At 60.4% G+C, this 21,683-nt stretch carries 15 protein-coding genes and 1 tRNA gene; 7 read left to right on the top strand and 9 right to left on the bottom strand.

Annotated features, from left to right (window positions below):
- Window position 1 precedes the first annotated feature (1 nt).
- The 4 genes from GNP00_RS09490 to GNP00_RS09475 are packed head-to-tail and all read right to left on the bottom strand — an operon-like array spanning window position 2 to window position 5,791.
- The gene (locus tag GNP00_RS09490; RefSeq protein WP_011582074.1) at window positions 2-1,204 is read right to left on the bottom strand and encodes a KpsE/RkpR family capsule polysaccharide export protein; all 1,203 of its coding nucleotides are present in this window, start codon (window positions 1,202-1,204) and stop codon (window positions 2-4) included.
- Window positions 1,191-3,215, bottom strand: a complete 2,025-nt coding sequence (locus tag GNP00_RS09485) for a capsular polysaccharide biosynthesis protein (RefSeq protein ID WP_011582073.1) — start codon at window positions 3,213-3,215, stop codon at window positions 1,191-1,193. Before GNP00_RS09485 ends, GNP00_RS09490 begins: the two co-directional genes overlap by 14 nt.
- 33 nt (window positions 3,216-3,248) lie before the next feature.
- Entirely contained in the window at window positions 3,249-4,424 is a 1,176-nt protein-coding gene (locus GNP00_RS09480) for a polysaccharide biosynthesis/export family protein (protein WP_011582072.1), read from the bottom strand.
- A complete protein-coding gene (locus tag GNP00_RS09475; protein WP_166015954.1) occupies window positions 4,421-5,791 on the bottom strand; it encodes a capsular polysaccharide export protein, LipB/KpsS family in 1,371 nt (456 codons plus the stop codon). The genes GNP00_RS09480 and GNP00_RS09475 overlap by 4 nt, the downstream gene beginning before the upstream one ends.
- Before the next feature lie 490 nt (window positions 5,792-6,281).
- Between GNP00_RS09475 and GNP00_RS09470 the strand changes: the two genes are divergently transcribed.
- Both GNP00_RS09470 and GNP00_RS09465 read left to right on the top strand, forming a co-directional pair.
- A complete protein-coding gene (locus GNP00_RS09470) occupies window positions 6,282-7,037 on the top strand; it encodes a polysaccharide deacetylase family protein (RefSeq protein WP_011582070.1) in 756 nt (251 codons plus the stop codon).
- Entirely contained in the window at window positions 7,022-8,044 is a 1,023-nt protein-coding gene (locus GNP00_RS09465; protein ID WP_343037182.1) for a glycosyltransferase family 2 protein, read from the top strand. The genes GNP00_RS09470 and GNP00_RS09465 overlap by 16 nt, the downstream gene beginning before the upstream one ends.
- Window positions 8,045-8,240: 196 nt before the next feature.
- On the opposite strand, the gene GNP00_RS09460 is transcribed toward GNP00_RS09465, so the two are convergent.
- Both GNP00_RS09460 and cpdR read right to left on the bottom strand, forming a co-directional pair.
- Window positions 8,241-8,315: transfer RNA gene (locus GNP00_RS09460), tRNA-Val, on the bottom strand.
- 72 nt (window positions 8,316-8,387) lie between these two features.
- Window positions 8,388-8,750: a cell cycle two-component system response regulator CpdR gene (gene cpdR / locus GNP00_RS09455; protein WP_011582068.1), complete on the bottom strand. Its 363-nt coding sequence runs from the start codon at window positions 8,748-8,750 to the stop codon at window positions 8,388-8,390.
- Window positions 8,751-8,938: 188 nt separating this feature from the next.
- Between cpdR and GNP00_RS09450 the strand changes: the two genes are divergently transcribed.
- Window positions 8,939-9,829 (top strand): N-formylglutamate amidohydrolase, encoded by an 891-nt coding sequence (locus GNP00_RS09450; protein WP_011582067.1) that lies wholly within the window; start codon window positions 8,939-8,941, stop codon window positions 9,827-9,829.
- Between the two features lie 337 nt (window positions 9,830-10,166).
- Window positions 10,167-10,946, top strand: a complete 780-nt coding sequence (gene hisN, locus GNP00_RS09445) for a histidinol-phosphatase (protein ID WP_011582066.1) — start codon at window positions 10,167-10,169, stop codon at window positions 10,944-10,946.
- On the opposite strand, the gene GNP00_RS09440 is transcribed toward hisN, so the two are convergent.
- Window positions 10,947-11,918 (bottom strand): alpha/beta fold hydrolase, encoded by a 972-nt coding sequence (locus GNP00_RS09440; RefSeq protein ID WP_011582065.1) that lies wholly within the window; start codon window positions 11,916-11,918, stop codon window positions 10,947-10,949.
- A 423-nt stretch (window positions 11,919-12,341) separates the two neighbouring features.
- Between GNP00_RS09440 and GNP00_RS09435 the strand changes: the two genes are divergently transcribed.
- On the top strand, window positions 12,342-12,806 hold the full coding sequence (locus GNP00_RS09435; RefSeq protein ID WP_041544787.1) for an Hsp20 family protein: 465 nt from the start codon (window positions 12,342-12,344) through the stop codon (window positions 12,804-12,806).
- A gap of 60 nt (window positions 12,807-12,866) precedes the next feature.
- Here the strand turns inward: GNP00_RS09435 and GNP00_RS09430 are convergent, their stop codons facing one another.
- Complete coding sequence (locus GNP00_RS09430) at window positions 12,867-13,925, bottom strand: threonine aldolase family protein (RefSeq protein WP_011582063.1); 1,059 nt, start codon at window positions 13,923-13,925, stop codon at window positions 12,867-12,869.
- Window positions 13,926-14,385: 460 nt separating this feature from the next.
- On the opposite strand from GNP00_RS09430, the gene gltB reads away from it, so the two are divergent.
- Both gltB and GNP00_RS09420 read left to right on the top strand, forming a co-directional pair.
- Window positions 14,386-19,110 (top strand): glutamate synthase large subunit, encoded by a 4,725-nt coding sequence (gene gltB, locus GNP00_RS09425; RefSeq protein WP_011582062.1) that lies wholly within the window; start codon window positions 14,386-14,388, stop codon window positions 19,108-19,110.
- Between the two features lie 96 nt (window positions 19,111-19,206).
- A complete protein-coding gene (locus tag GNP00_RS09420) occupies window positions 19,207-20,661 on the top strand; it encodes a glutamate synthase subunit beta (protein WP_011582061.1) in 1,455 nt (484 codons plus the stop codon).
- A 45-nt stretch (window positions 20,662-20,706) separates the two neighbouring features.
- On the opposite strand, the gene GNP00_RS09415 is transcribed toward GNP00_RS09420, so the two are convergent.
- Complete coding sequence (locus GNP00_RS09415) at window positions 20,707-21,672, bottom strand: hypothetical protein (RefSeq protein ID WP_011582060.1); 966 nt, start codon at window positions 21,670-21,672, stop codon at window positions 20,707-20,709.
- Between the last annotated feature and the right edge of the window lie 11 nt (window positions 21,673-21,683).

Genomic DNA, 21,683 nt, shown 5'->3' with positions numbered 1-21,683 from the left:
CTCACGAAATATGGTCACGCACGGCGTAAACGACGAGCACGCCAATGCCCCAAAGAAGGGTGAGGGTGGCCAGGACGAGAAAGCCAATCAGAACACGCTGAGGATAAAGGGGGTACTGCGGAACCAGGGGTTCTGAAAAGACCGCCAGATAACGCTGCTGGCGATCTGCTTCCACACGCGCGCGTTCGAGAGACGAGAGCGCGGACGTGTAGGCCTGCTGGGCAAAGTTGCGTTCGACTTCAAGGGTTTCATAGGATGCAAGCAGCCCGGAAAGAGCAGAGCCGTCATCTTCGGCACTGCCACCCTTGTTGGCCTGAGCATTCATCTCGGCCACTTCCTTCTCCAGCGCTTCCGCATGGCGGCGGAGGGTGCGCATGGCAGGCGAGTTTTCGTCTACCGCGCCCTGGAGCGCGGAGATTCGGGCTCTGGTCTCCGCCAACTCCTTCTCCAATCCGCCAACAATCTCGATCTGAAGCTGGGCGATGCGTCCGGGATCGAGGGCATTCTCCTCGACGCGGAACTGGCGCAGCTTTTCCAAAGCGGTGCGCAGCCGGGCCTCCGCGCGCTCCACCTCGCCTTCGGCGTAGGCAACGGCATCCTTGCGCGCATTGGCGGAGAGTTCGTTCACCAGGGTTTTGCAGTAGGACAGAACAAGTTCGGAGATCCGCGCAGCATCCTCCGGCCGAAAGGCTTCCACCTGGAATGTGATAATGCCGGAATTGGTATCGAAGATGGTGTGGATGCGGTCCGCCCAATATTCGACCATATGCTCGATATCGGTGTCGGGATCGAGCCGATAGAGGAAGTCCGCAAAGGGCGCGCCATAGGCATCGCGGAGCGGAAAAGAGCGCTCCAGTTTCTCCACCAGGTCACGACTTTCGAGGAACTCCAGCAGGATATAGGAATCGGAGGCGGTGGACCCCACATTCGCAAGCCCGGTGAACGCGCCCAACAAATCCGCGCCGACGCTGGAATCCATGCCGCGCACGGCAAAGCCTGCCCCCGAAACATAGCGATCGGAAGCGATGAACGCGTAGTACATGGCCGCGAGGAAGGCGGGGACGAGCACGCAGACCGCAAAAGAAAGGGCCAGAATGCGGCGGCGTGGCTGCCCTTCAGATCCGGCGCTGGCAGGCAGCGATAATTGCTGCGCCTTTTCGAAACCGGGCTTCAGCATCAATCGAACGGTATTATTGTCTGCCACGGTCCACCTCCAGATGCTCCGGCTGACAGAAGCTGGGAGCGGCCGTCCCAACGCCATTTCTTGTGAGATCGCGCAGGTAGAGCAATGGACGCAGAAGCTTGCGAACCATCGAGGGTTCTCCCGCGCTTGCCGAGCGCCAGGCGCTCAGTTCGGCGACGGCTTGCTCAGGCGTGATGAAGCCGGCGGAGCTGCGGCTGTGATAGGTGGGATAGAGGATGAGACTACCCGCAACGAGTTCGTCCAGGCTCAGCCGCCGCTTGCGGCGTTCAATCGGTATCATGTCGCAGCTCAGTCCCCAGCCCGCGTAGAACGGTTGGCCATAACAGGTCACCGGCAGTTCCCGCAGCAGGGCCTCAAAGCCGGTCAGCGATGTGAGTGTGTGCACCTCGTCCACTTCTTCGAGAAGCTGTGCCATATCGGCGGTGACGACGACCTCATCGCAGAGGTCGCTCCATCGGGTGTTGCCAGGCTGATGGCGCACCCCCGCCGCAACGTCGGGGTGCGGCTTGTAAACAACATAGGCGTCTGGATTGGCCTGGCGAACGGCCTTCAGGAGCTCCAGATTCGTCTTAATCCCGGGAGCACCAAAACGAAGGGAGGCATCGCTTTCCACCTGCCCGGGAACAAGGATGACCCGCACCGCCCTTGCGGGACGAACCCAGCGCGGGGCGCCCAGATTGTATTTGGTCAGCCGCGCCCGCAGGATGGCTTGGCGGAGCTTTCCGGCACGATCCAAGAGAAGCTGGTCGAAATCGGTATCGGAGAGAATCCGCTCCAGGCGGGAAGGGCGGGATGCATCATAGTAGATACCCTCCTCGTCACATATCCAGGAAACCGGCCTGGAAAGTTCGGAACCGAGACCGACGGAACGCAGGAATCCGTCTTCTATTCGAATGATTTTCGTCCCTGGAGGCGTTTCGCCGATGTGGCGGGCGCCCCATAGGGCGACTGTCGCGTTTGGGGGAACGGCGCTCATTCTTCCGACGAAATTCAGCTTCGATCCCGCCAGAAAACGCTTGAGAATAGGTGCTTTCCACCATGAGAAGCCCAGAGCATGAAGTTCGGGAGAAAAGCGGGCGCGCATTCTCGTCTGAAGCGTGACATGCTCTATTACCGCTTCCACGTCGGCTGGGGTTTCGCCGTGGAGATCCCGGTAACGGGGATAGCGGACCAGTGATGCATGGACCAGTTGCTCGAGCGTGGCGGATTTTCTTCGCGCGGGGGCTGCAAGCGCATCATCCGTCAGCCCCCAACCGGCATAGAACGGCATGCCGAAGCATCGGACGCGCTTTCCCCAAATGAGCGCTTCGAAACCAAGCTGGGATGTGACCGTATAGACCGCCTCAGCCTGCTCCAGGAGCCTGGCCGGACGACAGTCATCAAGGATGAATTTGACACGCGGGTGATCGGCGAGCTTGCGCGGCTCAAAATAGCCACGTTTCCTCCGTCTGACGACGTCAGGGTGAGATTTCACGAGCACGCTGCATTCGGGATTTTCATCCAAGGCAGCTTGAAGCATGCCTTGGAAGGAGGATGCGTCGGCCAAGCCATGGCGAACGGAAGCGTCTCCAAAGGTCTGATCGACAACAAGCACGAAACGTGAGGGCAGAGGCCCGTCATAGTCCCGCGCATGATTGTATTTCGAGATATGGCCATCGCGCCAGGCCCTCATCAGGAGAAGCGTCCGCCGGACCTGCTCTTCAGAAAGCGGCTCACGGACCAGTGTCTCAAGTCGCGATGGCGCGGAGGCATCATAATAAATGCCGATATCATCCACGATCAGGGAAAGAGGGGGACCGGAGCGCTCGACCGATCTCAAAAAACCATCTTCCAACAGAAGAAACGGGAGCTTCCTTTTTGAAGCAAGCGCAATTGCACGGTGACCGGAAGGCTTCCGGCCCCAGCCGACCACTGCGCTTCCCCATCCATCCAGAAAAACCTGAAGGTGCGGAATCTTCGCAATGCCGCGCGAGGCTAGGACGTGGCCACCGGAATGCCGTTTGCTATTCATCGTCTGAAAGCATCGCCTGTTCACTGCCTTCTATCATTGCAGCGTGCTTGCGCCGCGCACTGCGCCAATCAGCGGCTGAACGATGGTTGCGAGGAATTTGCCGAACTCGGCGGTCGGGTGATTGGCGACGTAAAGAATATCCTTGTCGCGGATCCTGAATTCCTGAGCGACAAAGAAGGCATAGGGACGTTTGAAATCGAGGGCATATACCACTGGCACCTTACCGCCGTGCGCAAGCGCGACCTTACCCTGCTGATCGGAACTGGTAAGCCACCGCATCAAATCTGCATCTTCGAAGCGGAAGAGATAAACACCTCCCATGTCGGCAGTGTTGTCGCGAAGGCCGCCCACCTGGGCGAGGGCTTCGGCTATAGTCACCGTCTCGGTCTTCAAGGATATGAGACCGCTTGAGCTGACCGCTCCGAACGCCGAATAGGTTCTGGGCTCATGCTTGACGAGCACGGTATCGCCGGGCGCGAGCCAGATATTGTTCTCCGGGGAGCTCACCACGTCATGGAGGCGCAGCGTCACCTTGCTCGCACCTCGTGTGACGGTGACAACCGTCTCATAGGCGGGTTCGCGCGCGCCGCCAGCCTGTGCGATCACCTCGATGAGGCGCAGGCCTTGCGCAGGCAGGGGGAAATGCCCGGCATTCACGACATCACCCACCACCACGACATTGTTGCTTTTGTTTTCCGCTACAAGCACTTGGACCTGAGGTTCGGCCGCCTGCCCCTCCAAGGTTCTCTGAATGGCTTGACGCAGCGCTTCGACGCTGCGACCTGCTGCGCGGATGCGGCCTGCATAGGGGACAAAGATTTCGCCGGTGCCGTCCACGACGACCTGCAGCGAAACCTGTTTGTTCTCGGCGGTCGAAAACAGGCCGTCGGGAGAGGCTTCCCAGATATTCACGGCCAATGTGTCGCCTACGCCCACGGTGATGGGCCGGGAGCCGCCAAGGGTGGAGACGATCCGCCCCTCCTGAGCTGGCGTCTGAAAGCTGTTTATCCTGCTGATTTCCGTCGAGTCCAGCCGCACCAGGATATAGTTATCCAAGGGGAGCGATTTGCTGGATTCGCCGAGCGCTATATCCAGCGCGGTCGGCCCCTGGCCGGGCAAGGCCGCACAAGCCGAAAGCAGCGGGATCAGCAAAAGCAATCTGGTGAGAGCCCGCGAGCAGGAGGAAACGGTCCGCCAACCAATGGTCATGCTGTACTCCTTGGCGGAACATTCGCCTTGCTTTGACTTTCTTTCGCCCCGTCAGCGGCGGCCATCGAGGATACGACCTCCAGAACTCCCTGGCAGGCGGCCGATATTCCAGCCCGCGCATAGAAATCGCCTGGCTTCAGGCATTTCTCGCGAATCCAGCCGAGATATCGGTGGCGCAATTCCGCGCTCGCCACTTTTTCCGATGTCCAGAACGCATCGAAATCCGGCTCGCCATGGGCAGAGGTGGCGAGAGCGTCATTGGCATAGAGCGCCTCTCCGATCACCAGCAACGGCACCCCATGATGGATTGCCGACAAGCCGGAGGATGAGTTGATCGTGATTACCCCTGCCGCATGCCGTATGATGAGGCCGACGGAGCCGGTGTAAAAAATGTCCACACGTTCCGCGATGCCCTGCGCTTCCGCTTCCCTCAAAATGAGTTCACGTTCATTGCCGTGACCGCGCTGCAGCGGATGGATCTTGAAGGCGAGGCGGAATTCCTTCGGCGCGGAGCGCGCGAAGGATTTCAAAGCTTCGCGAATGAGCTTGGGTGTAGACCAACCCCGTGCCGCCGCTCCCATTTGCATGTCGGCGGCAACTTGAAGGACGACGAGAAAATAGCGCCGCTCATAGTGTTCAAGCAGCGTCTCGATCGTCTGAAAGTCTGAACTGCGGTTGGCGGTTGTCCGCCACACATTGCGGGCCCAGGCATAGGCTTCCGGAATGGCGGGGAACCGGCGGTGAAATTGGTGCCGCTCGGAAGGCAGGCTGAACAAGGTTCGCACCGCATAGTAAACGCCTCCGTAGAGACACATGGAGCGGAAGCCGTGAAAATCTTTTCGCTTTAGGTCCTCGTTCGGCTCGAAGCCTTCGGGCGGCAGGCATCCGGCAAGCGGCGAGCCGGAGTTGTTGCCGCCCTGTTCGATTGTCACGAAACCGGGCCGAAGATACCCTTCCTCGAGCGATAGCACGTTGATACCGGCTTCATCGGCAAGACGGCGAGCGACTACGTGAATAGGGCGATTACAGCCGAAAAGGATGATGAAGCCGATAGAATGCTCCCGCAGGAAATTGCGGAACCATAGCTCCCAAAGAAGCGGGCTTCCGCGAAAATCGATGCGGTTTCTTTTCGGCGCGAAAAGCCGGTCCCCGGCGTTAAATGAAATTCGCCAACACGAGAACCCGGCCCCTTCCAGCGTGCGCTGGAGATGTTTGAAAAAAGGTCCGACCGGCCCCTGCAGCAGAACCACGCGGCCGCCGACAGCATGGCTGCCCGCAATCGTGCGTTGAGACGCGGAATTCGCATCCGCTGGCAAAGATTGCCGCACGGGCAGCCGTGCTTCTGCTGCCGCGATGCGGGCAATCAAATTTTTCTCTTTGCAGGAGGTGCCCTCAAGCCCATCTCTGGACACCCCCGACAAAGCCGGCGCAACCCGACCCATTTTCCCCCCTTCAGCGTTCCGCATCGCTGAAAAGCCCCAGTGGGTGTTAAGAGGGAAGATCGCGCCGAGTCAACAATTAGATCGCAAAAAGAAACGATCGCTTCACCATAAGGTAAATGAGCACCGCAGGAGTTTTCAGACGGGGCTTGGACAAAAACGCAGGATGAAGCTGTTCCAGCTTCGCTGTCATATAAGGCTTGTCGACCTAATCCCCTGGTTGTGTGACGGCTGCCTGCCGGACGTTCTTTGAACCATGCGCCAGGTCAATCAGGCCCGTGGGCTTGAGGGCTGGTCTTCTTACCGTCCGCGTTTACGATATGCGGGTTTTCAAGGGCGGCCATAATCGCACCGCTATTTGCGAATAGGCGACAGCCTGTTTTGTTATCGTTTATTGCATCACGAATTGTGTTTTGAGATGAGATCGAAGGCATTGCCGTATAATTGCGAGCGCTTTGTCCGGCCGGATGGAAGCGCGATACCTGTTCTCATGTATCACCAGATATCCAGACCGCCGAGATGCGGTCATCCATATCGCTATCTGACTGTTTCGCCGAGCAATTTCGCTCGTCAAATGAGATGGTTGAAGCGGCTCGGGTTCCGGGGGCTGTCCATCCGCGACCTGGCGCCGTATTTATCGGGAGAAAAGGTGGGGAAAGTCGTTGGTATTACCTTCGACGACGGTTATCAAAATAACTTTGAATACGTTCTGCCGGCTCTCGATGCGGTTGGGTTTACGGCAACCAACTATTTCGTAAGCGGGCAGATAGGCGGATACAACGCCTGGGACCGAAACATCGGCATTGCGTATTCGCGGTGCATGAGTAAGGCCCAACTGCGGGAGTGGGCCGCGCTCGGCCAGGAAGTCGGCGCACATACCGTGGATCATGTGCGCCTGACGCAGGTGGATATCCGCATTGCGCGGCAACAGATAGGTCAAAGCCGCAGCCACCTTGAGGACATGGTTGGGGAAGCGGTCACGTCCTTCAGCTATCCCTATGGCGATGTCTCAGGAGCGGTCAGAGAACTTGTGCTGGAGGCCGGGTTCTCTACGGCAGTGACGACGAAGCGAGGGCGCATCCGCCCGAGCGACGACCGCCTTCTTCTTCCAAGACGAATAATTCGCGCAGACAACCGCTGGCCCGGTCTGGTGCGCAAATGTGTGACGGGCTGACGATGTCGAAGCCATTTCTTTTCAGGAACTCCCATTCGGAGCAACGCAGCATCTGTTTGGGCACGGTCACCAGGGACCGTCCCGTGATGCTCCGGAATCTCCTTTCTTCATACGCTAACCTGCTTGTCCCACATGGAGTGACGCTGCATTTCCTCATTGTCGAGAACAATGAGCATGCAAGCCTCACCAACATTATGCAGGCTTTTCATAAGCAGGTTCCGCAATGGACGGTTCAGTATGTTGTCGAGCCGAAACTGGGGATCGCTTCCGCCCGCAATCGAGTGTTGCAGTGTGCATTGACGGGAGGCCATGATCTGCTGACATTCGCGGATGATGATGAAGTCGTTGACGAGAATTGGCTCGCGAACCTGCTCGCCGAGCGGGACCGCCATGACCTTGACATAGTCGGCTCCCCGGTCAGGACTGCGCCTTGCCGGGAAAAGCTGACCGGTTTGCAGCGGCTTGTCTGGTCGGGAGTCCACCAGAGCAGGATGCGGGCGGAGCTGCGCTGTCTTAAAAAATGGAATGAGGGACGTGCGGACAGCATCAAGCTTGCCACCGGAAGTTGGATGGCAAAGCTCGAATTCTTCCGCCAGACGGGGCTGCGTTTCGATTCAAGCCTGGGCCTTTCGGGCGGCGAAGACTGGCGGCTTTGGAGCCAGGCAAAGGCCCTTGGCGCGAGGACAGGCTGGACCCCCCATGCCATTGCGTATGAGACTATACCTGCCGAGAGATTGCGCCTGCGCTATTATTACAGGCGTACACGGGATCACAATGCAACGGAGATAAAGGCGCGTCTAAAAGCGCATCCAATTAGGACGCTCGTTCGACTTCCGGGCTCTATCCTCAGCCGCCTGTTGAAATTTTTCATAGAGCTCTGCTCGCTGCCCGCCACGCGAGGAAAGGCGCTCGTGTCGTCCGCGTCGAATCTGGGTGGCATCGTCGGTCTCCTGCAAGGCTGCCTCGGCAGGAAAACCATGCATTACGAGAAAGTCAGTGGCCACTGATCGTGTGCACCGCGATCAAGGAGAGGAGTTGCGCTTCGCGCCGATGAGGAGGTTTTCGACTTCAGGGGCCGGGCGCTGTTCCAAGACACGCGAAAGCTGGGCTTGGTGTGTCCTAAAAGCGCGCCCAAACTCGTGCATCATCCCGATGCGAGAAGTGTCGGTCGCCGCAAGCCGTTGAATTTCTCGGGGGTTTGGATGGTGGGCGTGACAGGGATTGAACCTGTGACCCCTACGATGTCAACGTAGTGCTCTCCCGCTGAGCTACACGCCCATCCGACGCGCCGCATAGACCATAAAGCCCCCCTGCACGTCAATAGGAAGCTTGTGCGCAATTCAACGGTCTTTAGGCCGCCTGAAGCAGCTTTTCCACTTCTGTGACCAGCTCGCGCAGGTGGAAGGGCTTTGAAAGCACCTTCGCATCGCGCGGGGCCTTGGAATCCGGGTTAAGCGCCACGGCGGCGAAGCCGGTGATGAACATGACCTTGAGGTCCGGATCAATCTCCGTTGCGCGCCGGGCAAGCTCTATCCCATCCATCTCCGGCATCACGATATCGGTTAGGAGGAGGGAAAACGGTTCTTCGCGCAGCCGCTCATAGGCCCCTGCGCCGTTATCGAAATCGACCACTTCATAGCCGGCGCGCTCAAGCGCCTTGACCAGGAAGCGCCGCATGTCGTCGTCATCTTCTGCCAGGAGAATTCGTGTCATTTCCGTCTACCGCACCTGTCCACCCCGCCCGAGGGCGCTTCTGGTATATGTTTTCGGCAGGGTAAATATCAAGTGAATCCTGCCTCCGGTAAAGGTTCAGCCCCGCCCGCCCACTGGACAGGGATCGATTGGAATGGCAGGCTCATGCGGTGGCATTGGGAGGGCCTTTCCAGCGCGTGAGGCAACAAATGGGTGTAGAGGCCGACTTTTCGGAAATTCCGGCCTTCAAGGTTTTGCAGCCGGGTCAACAGCGGGTACCCTTTATCTTCAACTCACCCCATAGCGGGCGTTTCTATCCACCCCGTTTTCTTGCAATGAGCAAGCTGGACGCCTTTACTATCCGGCGTTCGGAAGACTGTTTTGTCGACGAGCTGTTCGCGGGCGCCGCCAGTCTTGGAGCGCCGCTTCTGATCGCCAACTTTCCCAGAGCCTATCTGGACGTCAACCGCGAGCCCTGGGAACTCGATCCGCGGATGTTCCGCGAGCCGGTGCCTTCCTTCGCCAATATCCGCTCCCCGAGGGTAGCGGGGGGGCTTGGGACAGTGCCCAAGCTCGTGGGTGAGGGCCTCGACATTTATCCCTCGCGCCTGCCGCTTGCGGAGGCTTTGGAGCGCATCAATCATATCTACCGTCCCTATCACGCCTGCCTGTCAGATCTCCTCGCCCGCACGCGAGCAATGTTCGGCTATGCGATCTTGATCGACTGCCATTCCATGCCCGCCAACATCCGCGTAGCGGATGGTTCTTCAAGGCCCGACTTCATTCTGGGGGATCGATTCGGCTCGTCGGCCTTTCCGGTTCTGACGCAAAATGCGGTGGCGCTTCTTACGGCCAAGGGCTATAGCGTGGCGCATAATCGTCCATATGCAGGCGGCTTTATCACGGAGCATTATGGGCGGCCCGCCGAGCGGCAGCACGCGCTGCAAATCGAAATTAGCCGCAGTCTTTATATGAATGAGCGCACGTTGGAGCGGAATGCACGATTCGAGACATTCGCAAGGGATCTCATGGATTTCGTTCGCGGTCTCGTTAATATGCCGGAGCAGTATTTCCTCGCTCCGCCCCTTGCGGCGGAATAATAGCCAGCTTTCACAGGCATTTAAAAAGAGACCGTATCGTTTTCACGACACGGTCAAAGTCTAGGGAGGAAACGCCCAAGATGGGCATGGACAGGGTCACTGTCCGAATCAAAGTCTATGCTGCATTGCACAACTGTCAAGCCTTGCTGCAAACTTGTGCACATAAGAGTGGGATTATTTGACTTTCATCAGCTTTCTCGCTTACAGCGCCGTGCGTTCTTCAGGACGCAAAAAGGACTATAAACTTTTTGGATCTACGCATCGTGCTTCCGAAACCGCTTTCGGATTTTTGGAGCGATGCGCTAGCCACTCGCTTCGCGCGCCCCTGGGGACCAAAATGGCCAACCACCCTTCGCCCGACTTCCTGCGTCGAATTGCTGCTGCGGCGGCGGCTGAAACCTTACCGCGCTTCCGCCAGAACGGCGCCGTCGTTAATAAGGCTTCAGGCTCTTTCGATCCGGTGACGGAGGCGGACCGGGCGGCGGAAGAGGCCATCCGCCGCCTTATCCGCGAGCATTTCCCCGATCACGGCATCATAGGTGAAGAGTTCGGTGCGGAAAAAGGCGACAGCAGCCATCTCTGGATTATCGATCCCATCGACGGTACGCGCGCCTTCATTTCGGGCTTGCCGCTCTGGGGCACCCTCGTCGGACTGACGGTGGAAGGCGACGCGGTGGCGGGCCTGATGTCGCAGCCCTTTACGGGTGAGCTCTATTACGCGGATGGCGGCGGAGCATATTATGAGGGGCCGGGCAGCCCACGCAGGTTAACGACGCGCCGCACCACCACCCTCGCCGATGCAACGCTGTGCACCACGACACCTTCGCTCTTCGATGGCAAGCGGCGTCCCCTTTATGACAGGGTGGAGCAGGCGGTGAGGCTGCCGCGCTACGGCACCGATTGCTATGGCTATGCTATGGTCGCCGCGGGCCACGTGGATCTGGTGATAGAAAGCGGTTTGCAGTCCTACGATATCGTCGCGCTGATCCCCATTATCGAGCAGGCCGGGGGCGTGGTGACCACCTGGGCGGGAGCGCCGGCTGAGGCGGGAGGAGATATCGTTGCCGCCGCGACGCCGGAGCTGCATTCACGGGCGCTGGAATTCCTGCAGGGGTAACTACATCCCCACAGGCTCGTTTGCGGCGGCTCTTTCCTGGTGGCCCTTTGCGAAGGTCTCGAAGGCGGCGAGAGCCTGTTCCCGAAACATATCGACCTCCTGCAGAATTTCATGCCGCGCACCGTCGATGGTTAACACCCTTGCCGAGCGCAGGCAGCGCGCATAGCGCTCGATCGCGGGCGTCGAAACCACCCTGTCCATCCCGGCCGCCAGGAAGAGAATGGGAATGCGAACCGATGCCTGGAAATCGGGGTCGTTGACGCGCTTTATCGCCGACCAGGCCGCATTCAGCCACGCAGCTGTAGGGCCTCCCACAAAAAGCTCCGGAAAGGCGTGGAGGAGCGCCTGGTTTCGGCTGTGCCGTTCCTGATCGCTCGTCAATACATTGGGCTGGAAAGGGACTTCCTTCCCGCGCCTGCTTCGCCCGGCAATATAGATGCGGCCAAGGCCGACGGCGCAGAGCAGTTTTGCAAGCATTTTCGCCGGGCCAAGCGGAAGCGAGGTCTGGATTTCAAGCAGCGGCGCAACGAGCACCATGCGTCGAACGCGGGTGGTGAGATAAGGTGCGGCGAGTAAAGCCGCAAGCGAGCCGGTCGAGTGGCCGAGCACGGTGAAAGGGGGGCGGCAATCCGGCAGCACGACCTCGCGGAAGAACTGGTCGAGATCGGAGGTGTATTGGTTGAAGGACCGCACATGTCCACGCCGAGGATCCTTGAGAAGACGGTCCGATCCACCTTGGCCGCGCCAATCCAACATTGCCACCGCGAAGCCGCGCTCCGACAGGTCGCGCACCGTCTCGAAATATTTCTCGATACATTCGTTGCGCCCGGGCAGGATGACCACGGTTCCGTACTCGCCGGAGGAGGGGAATAGAGCGTAGCGGATGCGCCGACGGTCGCGTGCGGTCATCATGCCCGATATTGCGCCGGGCGGCACGGGGTTTTCCGGAATTTCGCGGAGCAGGTCGGCCATGTCGCTGTGATCGGCTCTTTCTTTTTTTGATAAAGAGCCGCAGCCTTAAAAGCAAAGTGTTTTACGCCCATAACCTGAAAAGCATACCGGAGGCGGCGTTGAGTCCGCCTCCGGCCTAGCCCGGAAGGATGGAAGGGACGGATGCATCCTTTCCGGAATTTCGCACTCATCCTATCTGGATCAGCCTGAACGGGAGGCGAAGACGACGTTCAGCTGGCGTTCATCTTTTTTGGAGCCCGCGCCAGAATGCAGGTCGCTAAGTCCCTTTTTGGAAGCTGCAGTCGGCCTTGAATTAATGCGCCGAAACCACCAGATTCTTGGTGCGGCTGCCGATGAAGGAGCCGTTGGCCGGATGGAAACGCCCTTTGCGGGTTTCCGGTGATGGCCAAAACGCAAACTTGTTGCTCAACAGGAGGACAGACCATGCGTCATGTCGATTTCTCTCCCCTTTACCGATCGACCGTAGGGTTCGACCGGCTTTTCACGATGCTCGACTCGCTTGGCCAGCTCGAGGGCGGTCAGACCTACCCGCCCTACAATATCGAGCGCACGGGCGATGACGCCTATCGCATCTCGATGGCTGTTGCGGGCTTCTCCGAGGACGATATCTCGGTCGAAGCGCATCGCAACGTGCTGACCATCAAGGGCGAGAAGCTCGAGGAGAATAAGGAAACGAACGAATTTCTGTATCGCGGCATTGCCTCTCGCAGCTTCGAGCGGCGCTTCCAGCTTGCGGACCATGTGGAAGTTGCTGGTGCCGTACTTAAGGACGGCCTGCTCCATGTGGACCTTGTCCGCAACATTCCCGAGGAAATGAAGCCGCGCCGCATCCCGATTGCGCGGGCTGCCAAGGAAGCAAAGCAGATCGAGGCAAAGAACGCCGCGTAAGGCAGATTCTTGCAAGCTTATGGCGGCGCCTTCGGGCGCCGCTTTTCTTTTGGCCTTACGTCACCTGTGCAGCAGCCCTCCAAAGGCGTCGACCTCCTCCTCTGTTGTAGCAAAAGAGGTGACGAAGCGATAAAGCCCTTCGCCGGGGGCGAGCGCGAGTTCAGCCTCCTGCGGCACTTTCCAGGGATGGAAGAAGACGCCCTTTTCGCCCAGATACCTGGCCGTTTCATCCGTGAGGATCGCGAATACCTCGTTCGCCTGCGGCCGCCAGGCAAGGCGTGCTGAGGAGGCACCCGCCAGATGATCGGCCAGCCTGCCCGCCATCCGGTTGGAATGGGCAGCATTTCTCAGCCAAAGATCGTCGCGGAAATAGGCATCGAACTGGGCGGCGATAAATCTGGACTTGGAAAAAAGTTGCGCCGCCCTCTTGCGCAGGAAAGGAAGGTCGTGGGCTTTTGCCGGGTCTGTGACGACGATCGCCTCCGCGCACCAGCAGCCATTCTTCGTCGCGCCGAATGAGACGACATCGACACCGCGTTTCCAGGTCATTTCCGCTGGCGACGTGTCAAGCGCCACCAGCGCATTCGCAAAACGAGCTCCGTCCATGTGCAGCGGCAGGCCATGCGCGCGGCTGATCTCGGCGATCGCAACGATCTCATCCAGAGAATAGATTGTGCCGATCTCAGTGCTTTGTGTGATCGACACCGCCATAGGCTGACCGGAATGGACGAATTGCGCCGGATAGAGGCGAATGGCCGCGTCCAGCGCCTCGGGCTCTACGCGTCCCAGCGGGCCGGGAATGCCGTGGAGCCTGGCGCCTCCCGTCAGATATTCGGGTGCCCCGCATTCATCCTCCCGCATATGCGCCTCATTATGCGTGAAAACGACGCCGCCCGGGCGATTGAACAGCGATATGGAAAGCGAATTCGCGGCGGTCCCAGTTCCCACAAAAAAGACTGCGACCTCCCGCTCGAAAATCTCGCAGAAGCGCTTTTCAACCTGCCGATCAAGATCGCTGCCGCCGTAAGCCGGCGCGTGTCCGCTCGAATGTTCCGCAAGTGCTGCGCTGATTGCGGGATGCGCGCCCGCCCAATTGTCCGATGCGAAATTGAACGCCATTGGTAACCTCGTCTGTTGCGGCCGCACCCTCGCGCATTCACCCGCCGGATTTCAAGGCCGAAGCTTCATCCAGTGGCTGACTGGGCTTTAACTTGCGGCGCGGTGGCGCTTTCGGCAATTTTGTTGCCGGTCGATCTCGTTTTTTTGCTGTTTCGTATTGTGCCCGGCGCCATTTTCTGGCAATGAGGGAAATAGGACAGCACTGCTGTCTTATTTATCCCAGCGTTTTCAGGCCGTTTGCGCTATAGTGGTGCGGCGGTCTATGAGAATGCGCGGAAGGCGGTGACGAGGACCCAAGTTCGCGCACTGCCCACCAGAAGGGTGCACCCACGGAAGAGGGAAAGCGTTCTTCACGGCTTTTCGAAAGATACGCCGATCCAATACACCGGGATGACCACCGCTAGGAGGCTGCCCGAAAGCCAACGCCGCCCCGAGAGGGCCACGACTGGAGGACGAAGCGATGACGGAACTGACGCCATCTGTATCGACCGGGCAGGTGCCCGCCGTGCAGGCTGGGGCGACGGCCGTCAAACGCACGGCCTACAGCGGTTTGCCTGATGTGCGAGGGCTCTACAATCCCCGTAATGAGCACGACGCCTGCGGTGTCGGCTTCGTGGCTCATCTGAAGGGCGTGAAATCTCACGCCATCGTTCAGGACGGGCTGGCAATGCTGGAGAACCTCACCCACCGCGGCGCGGTGGGTGCCGATCCCCTCGTGGGTGACGGCGCCGGTATCCTGGTGCAGATCCCCGATCGGTTTTTCCGCGAGGAGATGGCGAGAGAGGGCCTGGAGCTGCCGGCTTCCGGCCATTACGGCGTCGGTTATCTCTTCATGCCGCAGGATCCTGCTCTGCGCGCCCATATCGAGGAGGTGATCGCGGATGCTTGCCGCTCCGAGGGGCAGACGCTCCTTGGCTTCCGCGACGTGCCGGTCGATAATTCCTGCCTTTCAAAGGCTCCGGACATTACCGCGTCCGAGCCGGTCCATCGTCAGGTTTTCGTAGGTCGCGGCGATATGATCCGCGACGAGGAGGATTTCGAGCGCCGGTTATACATCCTCCGTAAAGTGATCTCCGGTCGAATCTACGAGGAGACCGGTGGGCGCGACAATGGCTTCTACATCGTCTCCATGTCGGCGCGCACGGTGGTCTACAAGGGCATGTTCCTGGCCTACCAGCTCGGCGCCTATTACAAGGACCTAAAGGACCCGCGCTTCGAGTCGGCGCTTGCGCTCGTCCACCAGCGCTTCTCCACCAATACGTTTCCATCCTGGAAGCTCGCGCATCCGTACCGCATGGTCGCCCATAACGGCGAGATCAACACGCTGCGCGGCAATGTGAACTGGATGGCTGCACGGCAGGCGTCGGTGGATTCGGAGCTTTTCGGCAACGACATCTCCAAGCTCTGGCCGATTTCCTACGAAGGGCAGTCGGATACTGCCTGCTTCGACAACGCCTTGGAATTCCTCTATCAGGGCGGCTACAGCCTAGCGCACGCCATGATGATGCTCATCCCTGAGGCATGGGCGGGCAACAAGCTCATGGGGCCGGAGCGCAAGGCATTCTACGAATATCACGCGGCCCTCATGGAGCCATGGGACGGTCCGGCGGCGGTAGCCTTCACGGACGGTCACCAGATCGGCGCCACGCTCGACCGCAATGGCCTCAGGCCCGCCCGTTATGTGGTGACGGACGATGATCGCGTCATCATGGCTTCGGAAGCCGGCGCTCTGGCCGTCCCTGAGGAAAAGATCGTCAAGAAGTGGCGGCTGCAGCCCGGCCGCATGCTGCTCATCGATCTCGATCAGGGCCGGATCATCTCCGACGATGATCTAAAGGCGGCGATAGCCGCCAAGCACCCGTATCGCGAGTGGCTTGGCAATACGCAGCTCATCCTGGAGGAGCTGAAGCCTGTTGCGCCGCGTGCGCTGCGGCAGGATGTGTCGATGCTCGATCGGCAGCAGGCCTTCGGCTACAGCCAGGAAGACGTGAAGATGCTCCTGCCGCCGATGGCCACCACCGGCCAGGAGGCGATTGGCTCGATGGGCACCGATACGCCGATCTCGGCCATGTCGGACAAGTCGAAGCTGCTCTACACCTATTTCAAGCAGAACTTCGCGCAGGTCACCAACCCGCCGATCGACCCGATCCGCGAGGAGCTGGTGATGAGCCTTGTCTCCTTCATCGGCCCCCGGCCCAACATTTTCGACCTGGTGGGCAATTCGCGTCGCAAGCGGCTGGAAGTGCGCCAGCCGATCCTGACCAATGGGGACCTGGAGAAGATCCGGTCGATCGGCCATACCGAAGATCGGTTCGACACCAAAACCCTGGACGTTACCTATTCGGCTCTCGAAGGTGCTGCCGGGATGAGCGGCGCTCTCGACCGGCTTTGCGAGCGCGCGGAGGCGGCGGTTGCCGGCGGTTACAACATCATCATCCTGTCGGACCGGCAGATCGGACCTGATCGCATCGCGATTCCCATCCTGCTTGCCACGGCGGCGGTGCACCATCACCTCATCCGCAAGGGCTTGCGCACGTCGGTCGGCCTCGTCGTAGAATCCGGCGAGCCGCGCGAGGTGCATCATTTCTGCTGCCTTGCAGGCTATGGCGCGGAGGCGATCAACCCCTATCTCGCCTTCGATACCCTCCTCGACATGCATGCCAAGGGCGAGTTCCCGCCCGAGGTGGATGCCAATGAATTGGTGAAGCGCTACATCAAGTCCATCGGCAAGGGCATCCTGAAGGTGATGTCCAAGATGGGCATTTCCACGTACCAGTCCTATTGCGGCGCGCAGATCTTCGACGCGGTGGGTCTGAAGACGGACTTCGTCCAGCGCTATTTTACCGGCACCGCCACCACGGTCGAGGGCGTTGGGCTCGAAGAGATCTCCGAGGAGACGGTCGCCCGCCACAGGGCTGCGTTCAGCGACGATCCGGTGCTGCGCATCGGGCTCGATGTCGGCGGCGAGTACAATTACCGCATGCGCGGCGAGGACCATGTGTGGACGCCCGATGCGGTGGCGACGCTGCAGCATGCGGTTCGCCAGGGCTCCTGGGACACCTATCAGGAGTATTCCAACCTCATCAATGGCGAGGCTGCCCGGGCCAAGACCATCCGTGGTCTTTTCGAGATCAGGACGGGGGCTGAGACCGGCCGCAAGTCGGTGCCGCTTGAGGAGGTCGAGCCCGCGGCTGAAATCGTCAAGCGCTTCTCCACCGGCGCGATGTCCTTCGGCTCCATCTCCAGAGAGGCGCACACCACGCTGGCGCGCGCCATGAATGCGATGGGCGGCAAGTCCAATACGGGCGAGGGCGGCGAGGAGCCGGACCGTTTCCTGCCGCTGCCCGACGGCAGGCCCAATCCCGAGCGCTCGGCTATCAAGCAGGTGGCGAGCGGCCGCTTTGGCGTGACCACCGAATATCTCGTCAACTCCGACATGATGCAGATCAAGGTGGCGCAGGGAGCAAAGCCCGGCGAGGGCGGACAGCTCCCCGGCCACAAAGTGGACGCGACCATCGCCAAGACGCGGCATTCAACGCCGGGCGTCGGCCTCATTTCACCGCCGCCGCACCATGACATCTACTCGATCGAAGACCTGGCGCAGCTCATCTTCGACCTGAAGAACGTCAACCCGGCGGCCGATGTGTCGGTGAAGCTGGTCTCCGAGGTGGGCGTGGGCACGGTGGCGGCGGGCGTTGCAAAGGCGCGGGCCGACCACATCACCATTGCCGGCTATGACGGCGGTACGGGCGCATCGCCGCTCACCTCCATCAAGCATGCCGGCAGCCCATGGGAGATGGGTCTTGCCGAGACGCACCAGACGCTGGTGCTGAACGGGCTTCGCAGCCGTATCGCGCTGCAGGTGGATGGCGGGCTGCGCACGGGCCGCGACGTTATCATCGGCGCACTGCTCGGTGCGGACGAATTCGGCTTCTCCACCGCGCCGCTGATCGCGGCCGGCTGCATCATGATGCGCAAATGTCATCTCAACACCTGCCCGGTGGGCGTGGCGACTCAGGACCCGGTTCTCAGAAAGCGCTTCAAGGGAACGCCTGAGCACGTCATCAACTACTTCTTCTATGTGGCTGAGGAAGTGCGGCAGCTTCTCGCCGAGATGGGCTTCCGCAAGCTGGAAGAAATTATCGGCCAGTCGGAACTGCTCGAAAAGCGGGCCTTGATCGAGCACTGGAAAGCAAAGGGCCTCGACTTCTCCCGCGTCTTCTTCAAGCCGGAAGCGCCGCGCGAGGCAATCCGCTGGACCGAGCGGCAGAAGCATCCGATCGACGATATCCTCGACCGCAAGCTTATCGCCGCCGCCCAGCCGGCGCTGGAGAAGAAGGAGGCGGTCGCGCTCGAAGCCGACATTTGCAACACCGACCGAACGACAGGCGCCATGCTTTCGGGCGAGGTGGCCAAACGCTATGGCCACAAGGGGCTGAAGGACGACACCATCACGGTCAAGTTCACAGGCACGGCGGGCCAGTCCTTCGGTGCCTTCCTTGCGCGCGGCATCTCCTTCGAACTGGAAGGCGACGCAAATGACTATGTCGGCAAGGGCCTTTCGGGCGGCCGCATCGTCATCAAGCCGTCAGGCAAGGCAAAGATCGACCCAGAGAAGTCGATCATTGTCGGCAACACGGTCCTTTATGGCGCGATCGAGGGCGAGTGCTACTTCCATGGCGTGGCCGGCGAGCGTTTCGCGGTGCGTAATTCGGGCGCGGTGGCGGTTGTCGAAGGCGTGGGCGACCACGGCTGTGAATATATGACTGGCGGCCTTGTGGTGGTGCTGGGGCCGACCGGCCGTAACTTCGCGGCCGGCATGTCCGGCGGCGTTGCCTATGTGCTCGATGAGGCCGGGGATTTCGCCGACCGATGCAACATGGCGATGGTGGAACTGGAGCCGGTGCCAGAGGAGGACGAAATCCTCGAGAAGCTGCATCATCACGGCGGCGATCTCGCCCATATGGGGCGGGTGGATGTCTCCGGCGACATGACGCGGCATGACGAGGAGCGCCTGGCGCATCTCATCTCCAACCACTACCGCTACACGGGTTCGGAGCGGGCGCGGGCCATTCTCGACCATTGGGCGGAATACCGGCCGAAATTCCGCAAGGTGATGCCGGTCGAATACCGCCGTGCGCTTGAGGAGATGGAGCGCATGCGCATGGGCATCGCGGCGGAGTAGCAAGCAATCGTTGAACGGAGGCGCCCGCGCACGCGGATGCCTCCCTGCGGATCACTTTGGCTGTGGGCGTAAAGCCTTCAGGAACAAGGAACGAGCATGGGCAAGGTTACAGGCTTTCTCGAGATCGACCGGCAGGAGAACAAGTATCAGCCGGCGTCGGACCGGATACGGCACTTCCGCGAGTTCACGATTCCGATGTCGGATCAGGAGGTCTCGAAACAGGCCGCGCGGTGCATGGATTGCGGCATTCCCTATTGCCATGGGCCCACGGGATGCCCGGTGCACAATCAGATCCCGGACTGGAACGATCTCGTCTATCAGGGCGATTGGGAGGCGGCGATCCGCAATCTCCACTCGACCAACAATTTTCCGGAGTGGACGGGGCGCATCTGCCCGGCGCCGTGCGAGGAAGCCTGTACGCTCAATCTCGAAGACGTGCCGGTGACGATCAAGACCATCGAACAGGCAATCGGCGATAAGGCCTATGAGCTGGGCTTTGTCCGGCCGCAGCCGGCAGACAGGAAGACCGGAAAGCGTGTGGCGATCATCGGCTCCGGCCCGGCCGGCATGGCGGCGGCGCAGCAACTCGGCCGCGCCGGCCACGACGTGCATGTCTATGAGCGCGAGAGCAGGCCGGGCGGGCTGATGCGCTACGGCATCCCCGATTTCAAGATCGAGAAGCGTTATGTCGATCGCCGGGTCGAGCAGATGCAGGGCGAGGGCGTTACCTTCTTTTGCGGTGTGAATGTCGGTGTCGACAAGCCCGTTTCCGAGCTTCTCGCCGAATATGACGCGGTGCTTTATTGCGGCGGCTCGGAAAAGCCGAGGCCAGCGGGCATTCCGGGCGTCGAGCTCAATGGCGTCTACGATGCCATGCCCTATCTCGTGCAGCAGAACCGGAGAATCGGCGGCGAGAACACCCAATCCGTCGCGTGGGCGTCGGTACCGATCCTGGCCAGCGGCAAGCATGTCGTCGTTGTGGGCGGCGGTGATACAGCGTCGGATTGTGTGGGCACGGCCTTCCGGCAAGGCGCGGTGCGCGTTACCCAGCTCGACATTCGCCCGAAGCCGCCCGAGAAGGAAGACAAGCTCACCGTCTGGCCCTATTGGGCCACAAAGATGCGAACCTCATCCAGCCAGGCAGAGGGGGCGGAACGGGAATTCCAGGTGGCGACGCTGGAATTCATAGGTGAAGACGGACAGCTTACCGGCGTGAAGTGCTGCCAGGTGGACGAGAGGCGCAAGCCCATCGCCGGGACGGAGTTTATTATAAAGGCAGACCTCGCCTTCATCGCGATCGGATTTGCCGGGCCGCTGGAAACCGGCATTTTGGACGAACTGGGCGAGAAACTGACGACCGACGTCGATCGGCGCAGTTCCACCAATGTCGTGGCCAATGACCGGGATTACCGCACTAGCTTGGACAAGCTTTTTGCCGCCGGAGACGTTCGGCGCGGGCAATCCCTCGTCGTGTGGGCAATTCGCGAGGGCAGGCAGGCGGCGCGCGCGATCGATGAATTCCTCATGGGAAGCTCGGTCCTGCCGCGATAGCGGATCGGCGCAAGGGTAATATTGTCCTTGCGCCAGGCCTTTCGATCAAGCCTGGCGTTCCCACCAGTCAAGCACGCGCATTGCGCGGAGCGTCACCCATGGCGAGGGCGTGCCCGGCCCCTCATTGACGTCGAACCACACCCGCCCCGGGACGCTCCAGTCGAGTGGCCAGCTGCCGTCCTCCAGCCGCCTGGAGCGGATGTGGCCGATGGCTTCACCCAGCCGAGGATCGGGATCGGCGCCGGTAAACATGGCCGAGGCACGAAAATAATCGAGCGCGCGCAGGATGTCGTAGCGCCAGCGGTTCGGGTGCAGGAAAAGCAGAAACCGCTCGTCGGCCGGCTCGCCCGTGCCGAGGCGTCGGAAGAGATGGCGCTTGAGCAGATACTCCTCGCCAGACCTGCGCGCTTCACAGGATTCGGGCGTACCTCCGGTGGCTTTCTCGAACTCCAGGAGCCCTTCCAGTACATTGATCGTGCTGTGGAATGACGAGCGGGTCGAGCCATTCGCCCTTTCGCAATTCCAGCCGCCATCAGCTTGGCGCTCGCTGACCAGCCGCCTTACGATGGGCGAGACGTCGACGCCGAAATAAGCGCCGTCGGCAACGGTCCGGCCGTTGATGCACTCTTCGACTTCGCCTTCCCAATAGGGCTGGCCGCCTTCGTCCCAGCGTGCGTTGGCGCCGATCAATTCGACTGTCCGCCTAGCCCGGTCAGAAGAGGGATCGAGACCGAATTCCCGAAGCTGCGTCAGCGAAAAACAGGTGGCCGTCCAGGGCTGGCCTCGTTCCCGCCATTCGCGTGGATCGAAACCGGCCGGAACAAAAGAGCCGCCCGCCCACTGGCCGTCCGCATCCTGGCAGGAGAGAAGTCTTGCTCCCCAACCTTCCGTTTCCACCTTGGCCCGCTCCGCCTCCCATTCGGATTCTGGCGCGTCGAGCAGGTCGCGCATTACCTGCCAGCGAATCGACGGGTCGGAATCGAGAAGCCACTCGATCACGGAGCCAGTCATCGGGTGAGGTC

The organism is Chelativorans multitrophicus (assembly GCF_011317445.1).
Classification (GTDB): domain Bacteria; phylum Pseudomonadota; class Alphaproteobacteria; order Rhizobiales; family Rhizobiaceae; genus Chelativorans; species Chelativorans multitrophicus.
The sequence above is the reverse complement of the archived record's forward strand: the minus strand, read 5'-3'. Positions and strand labels throughout refer to the sequence as shown.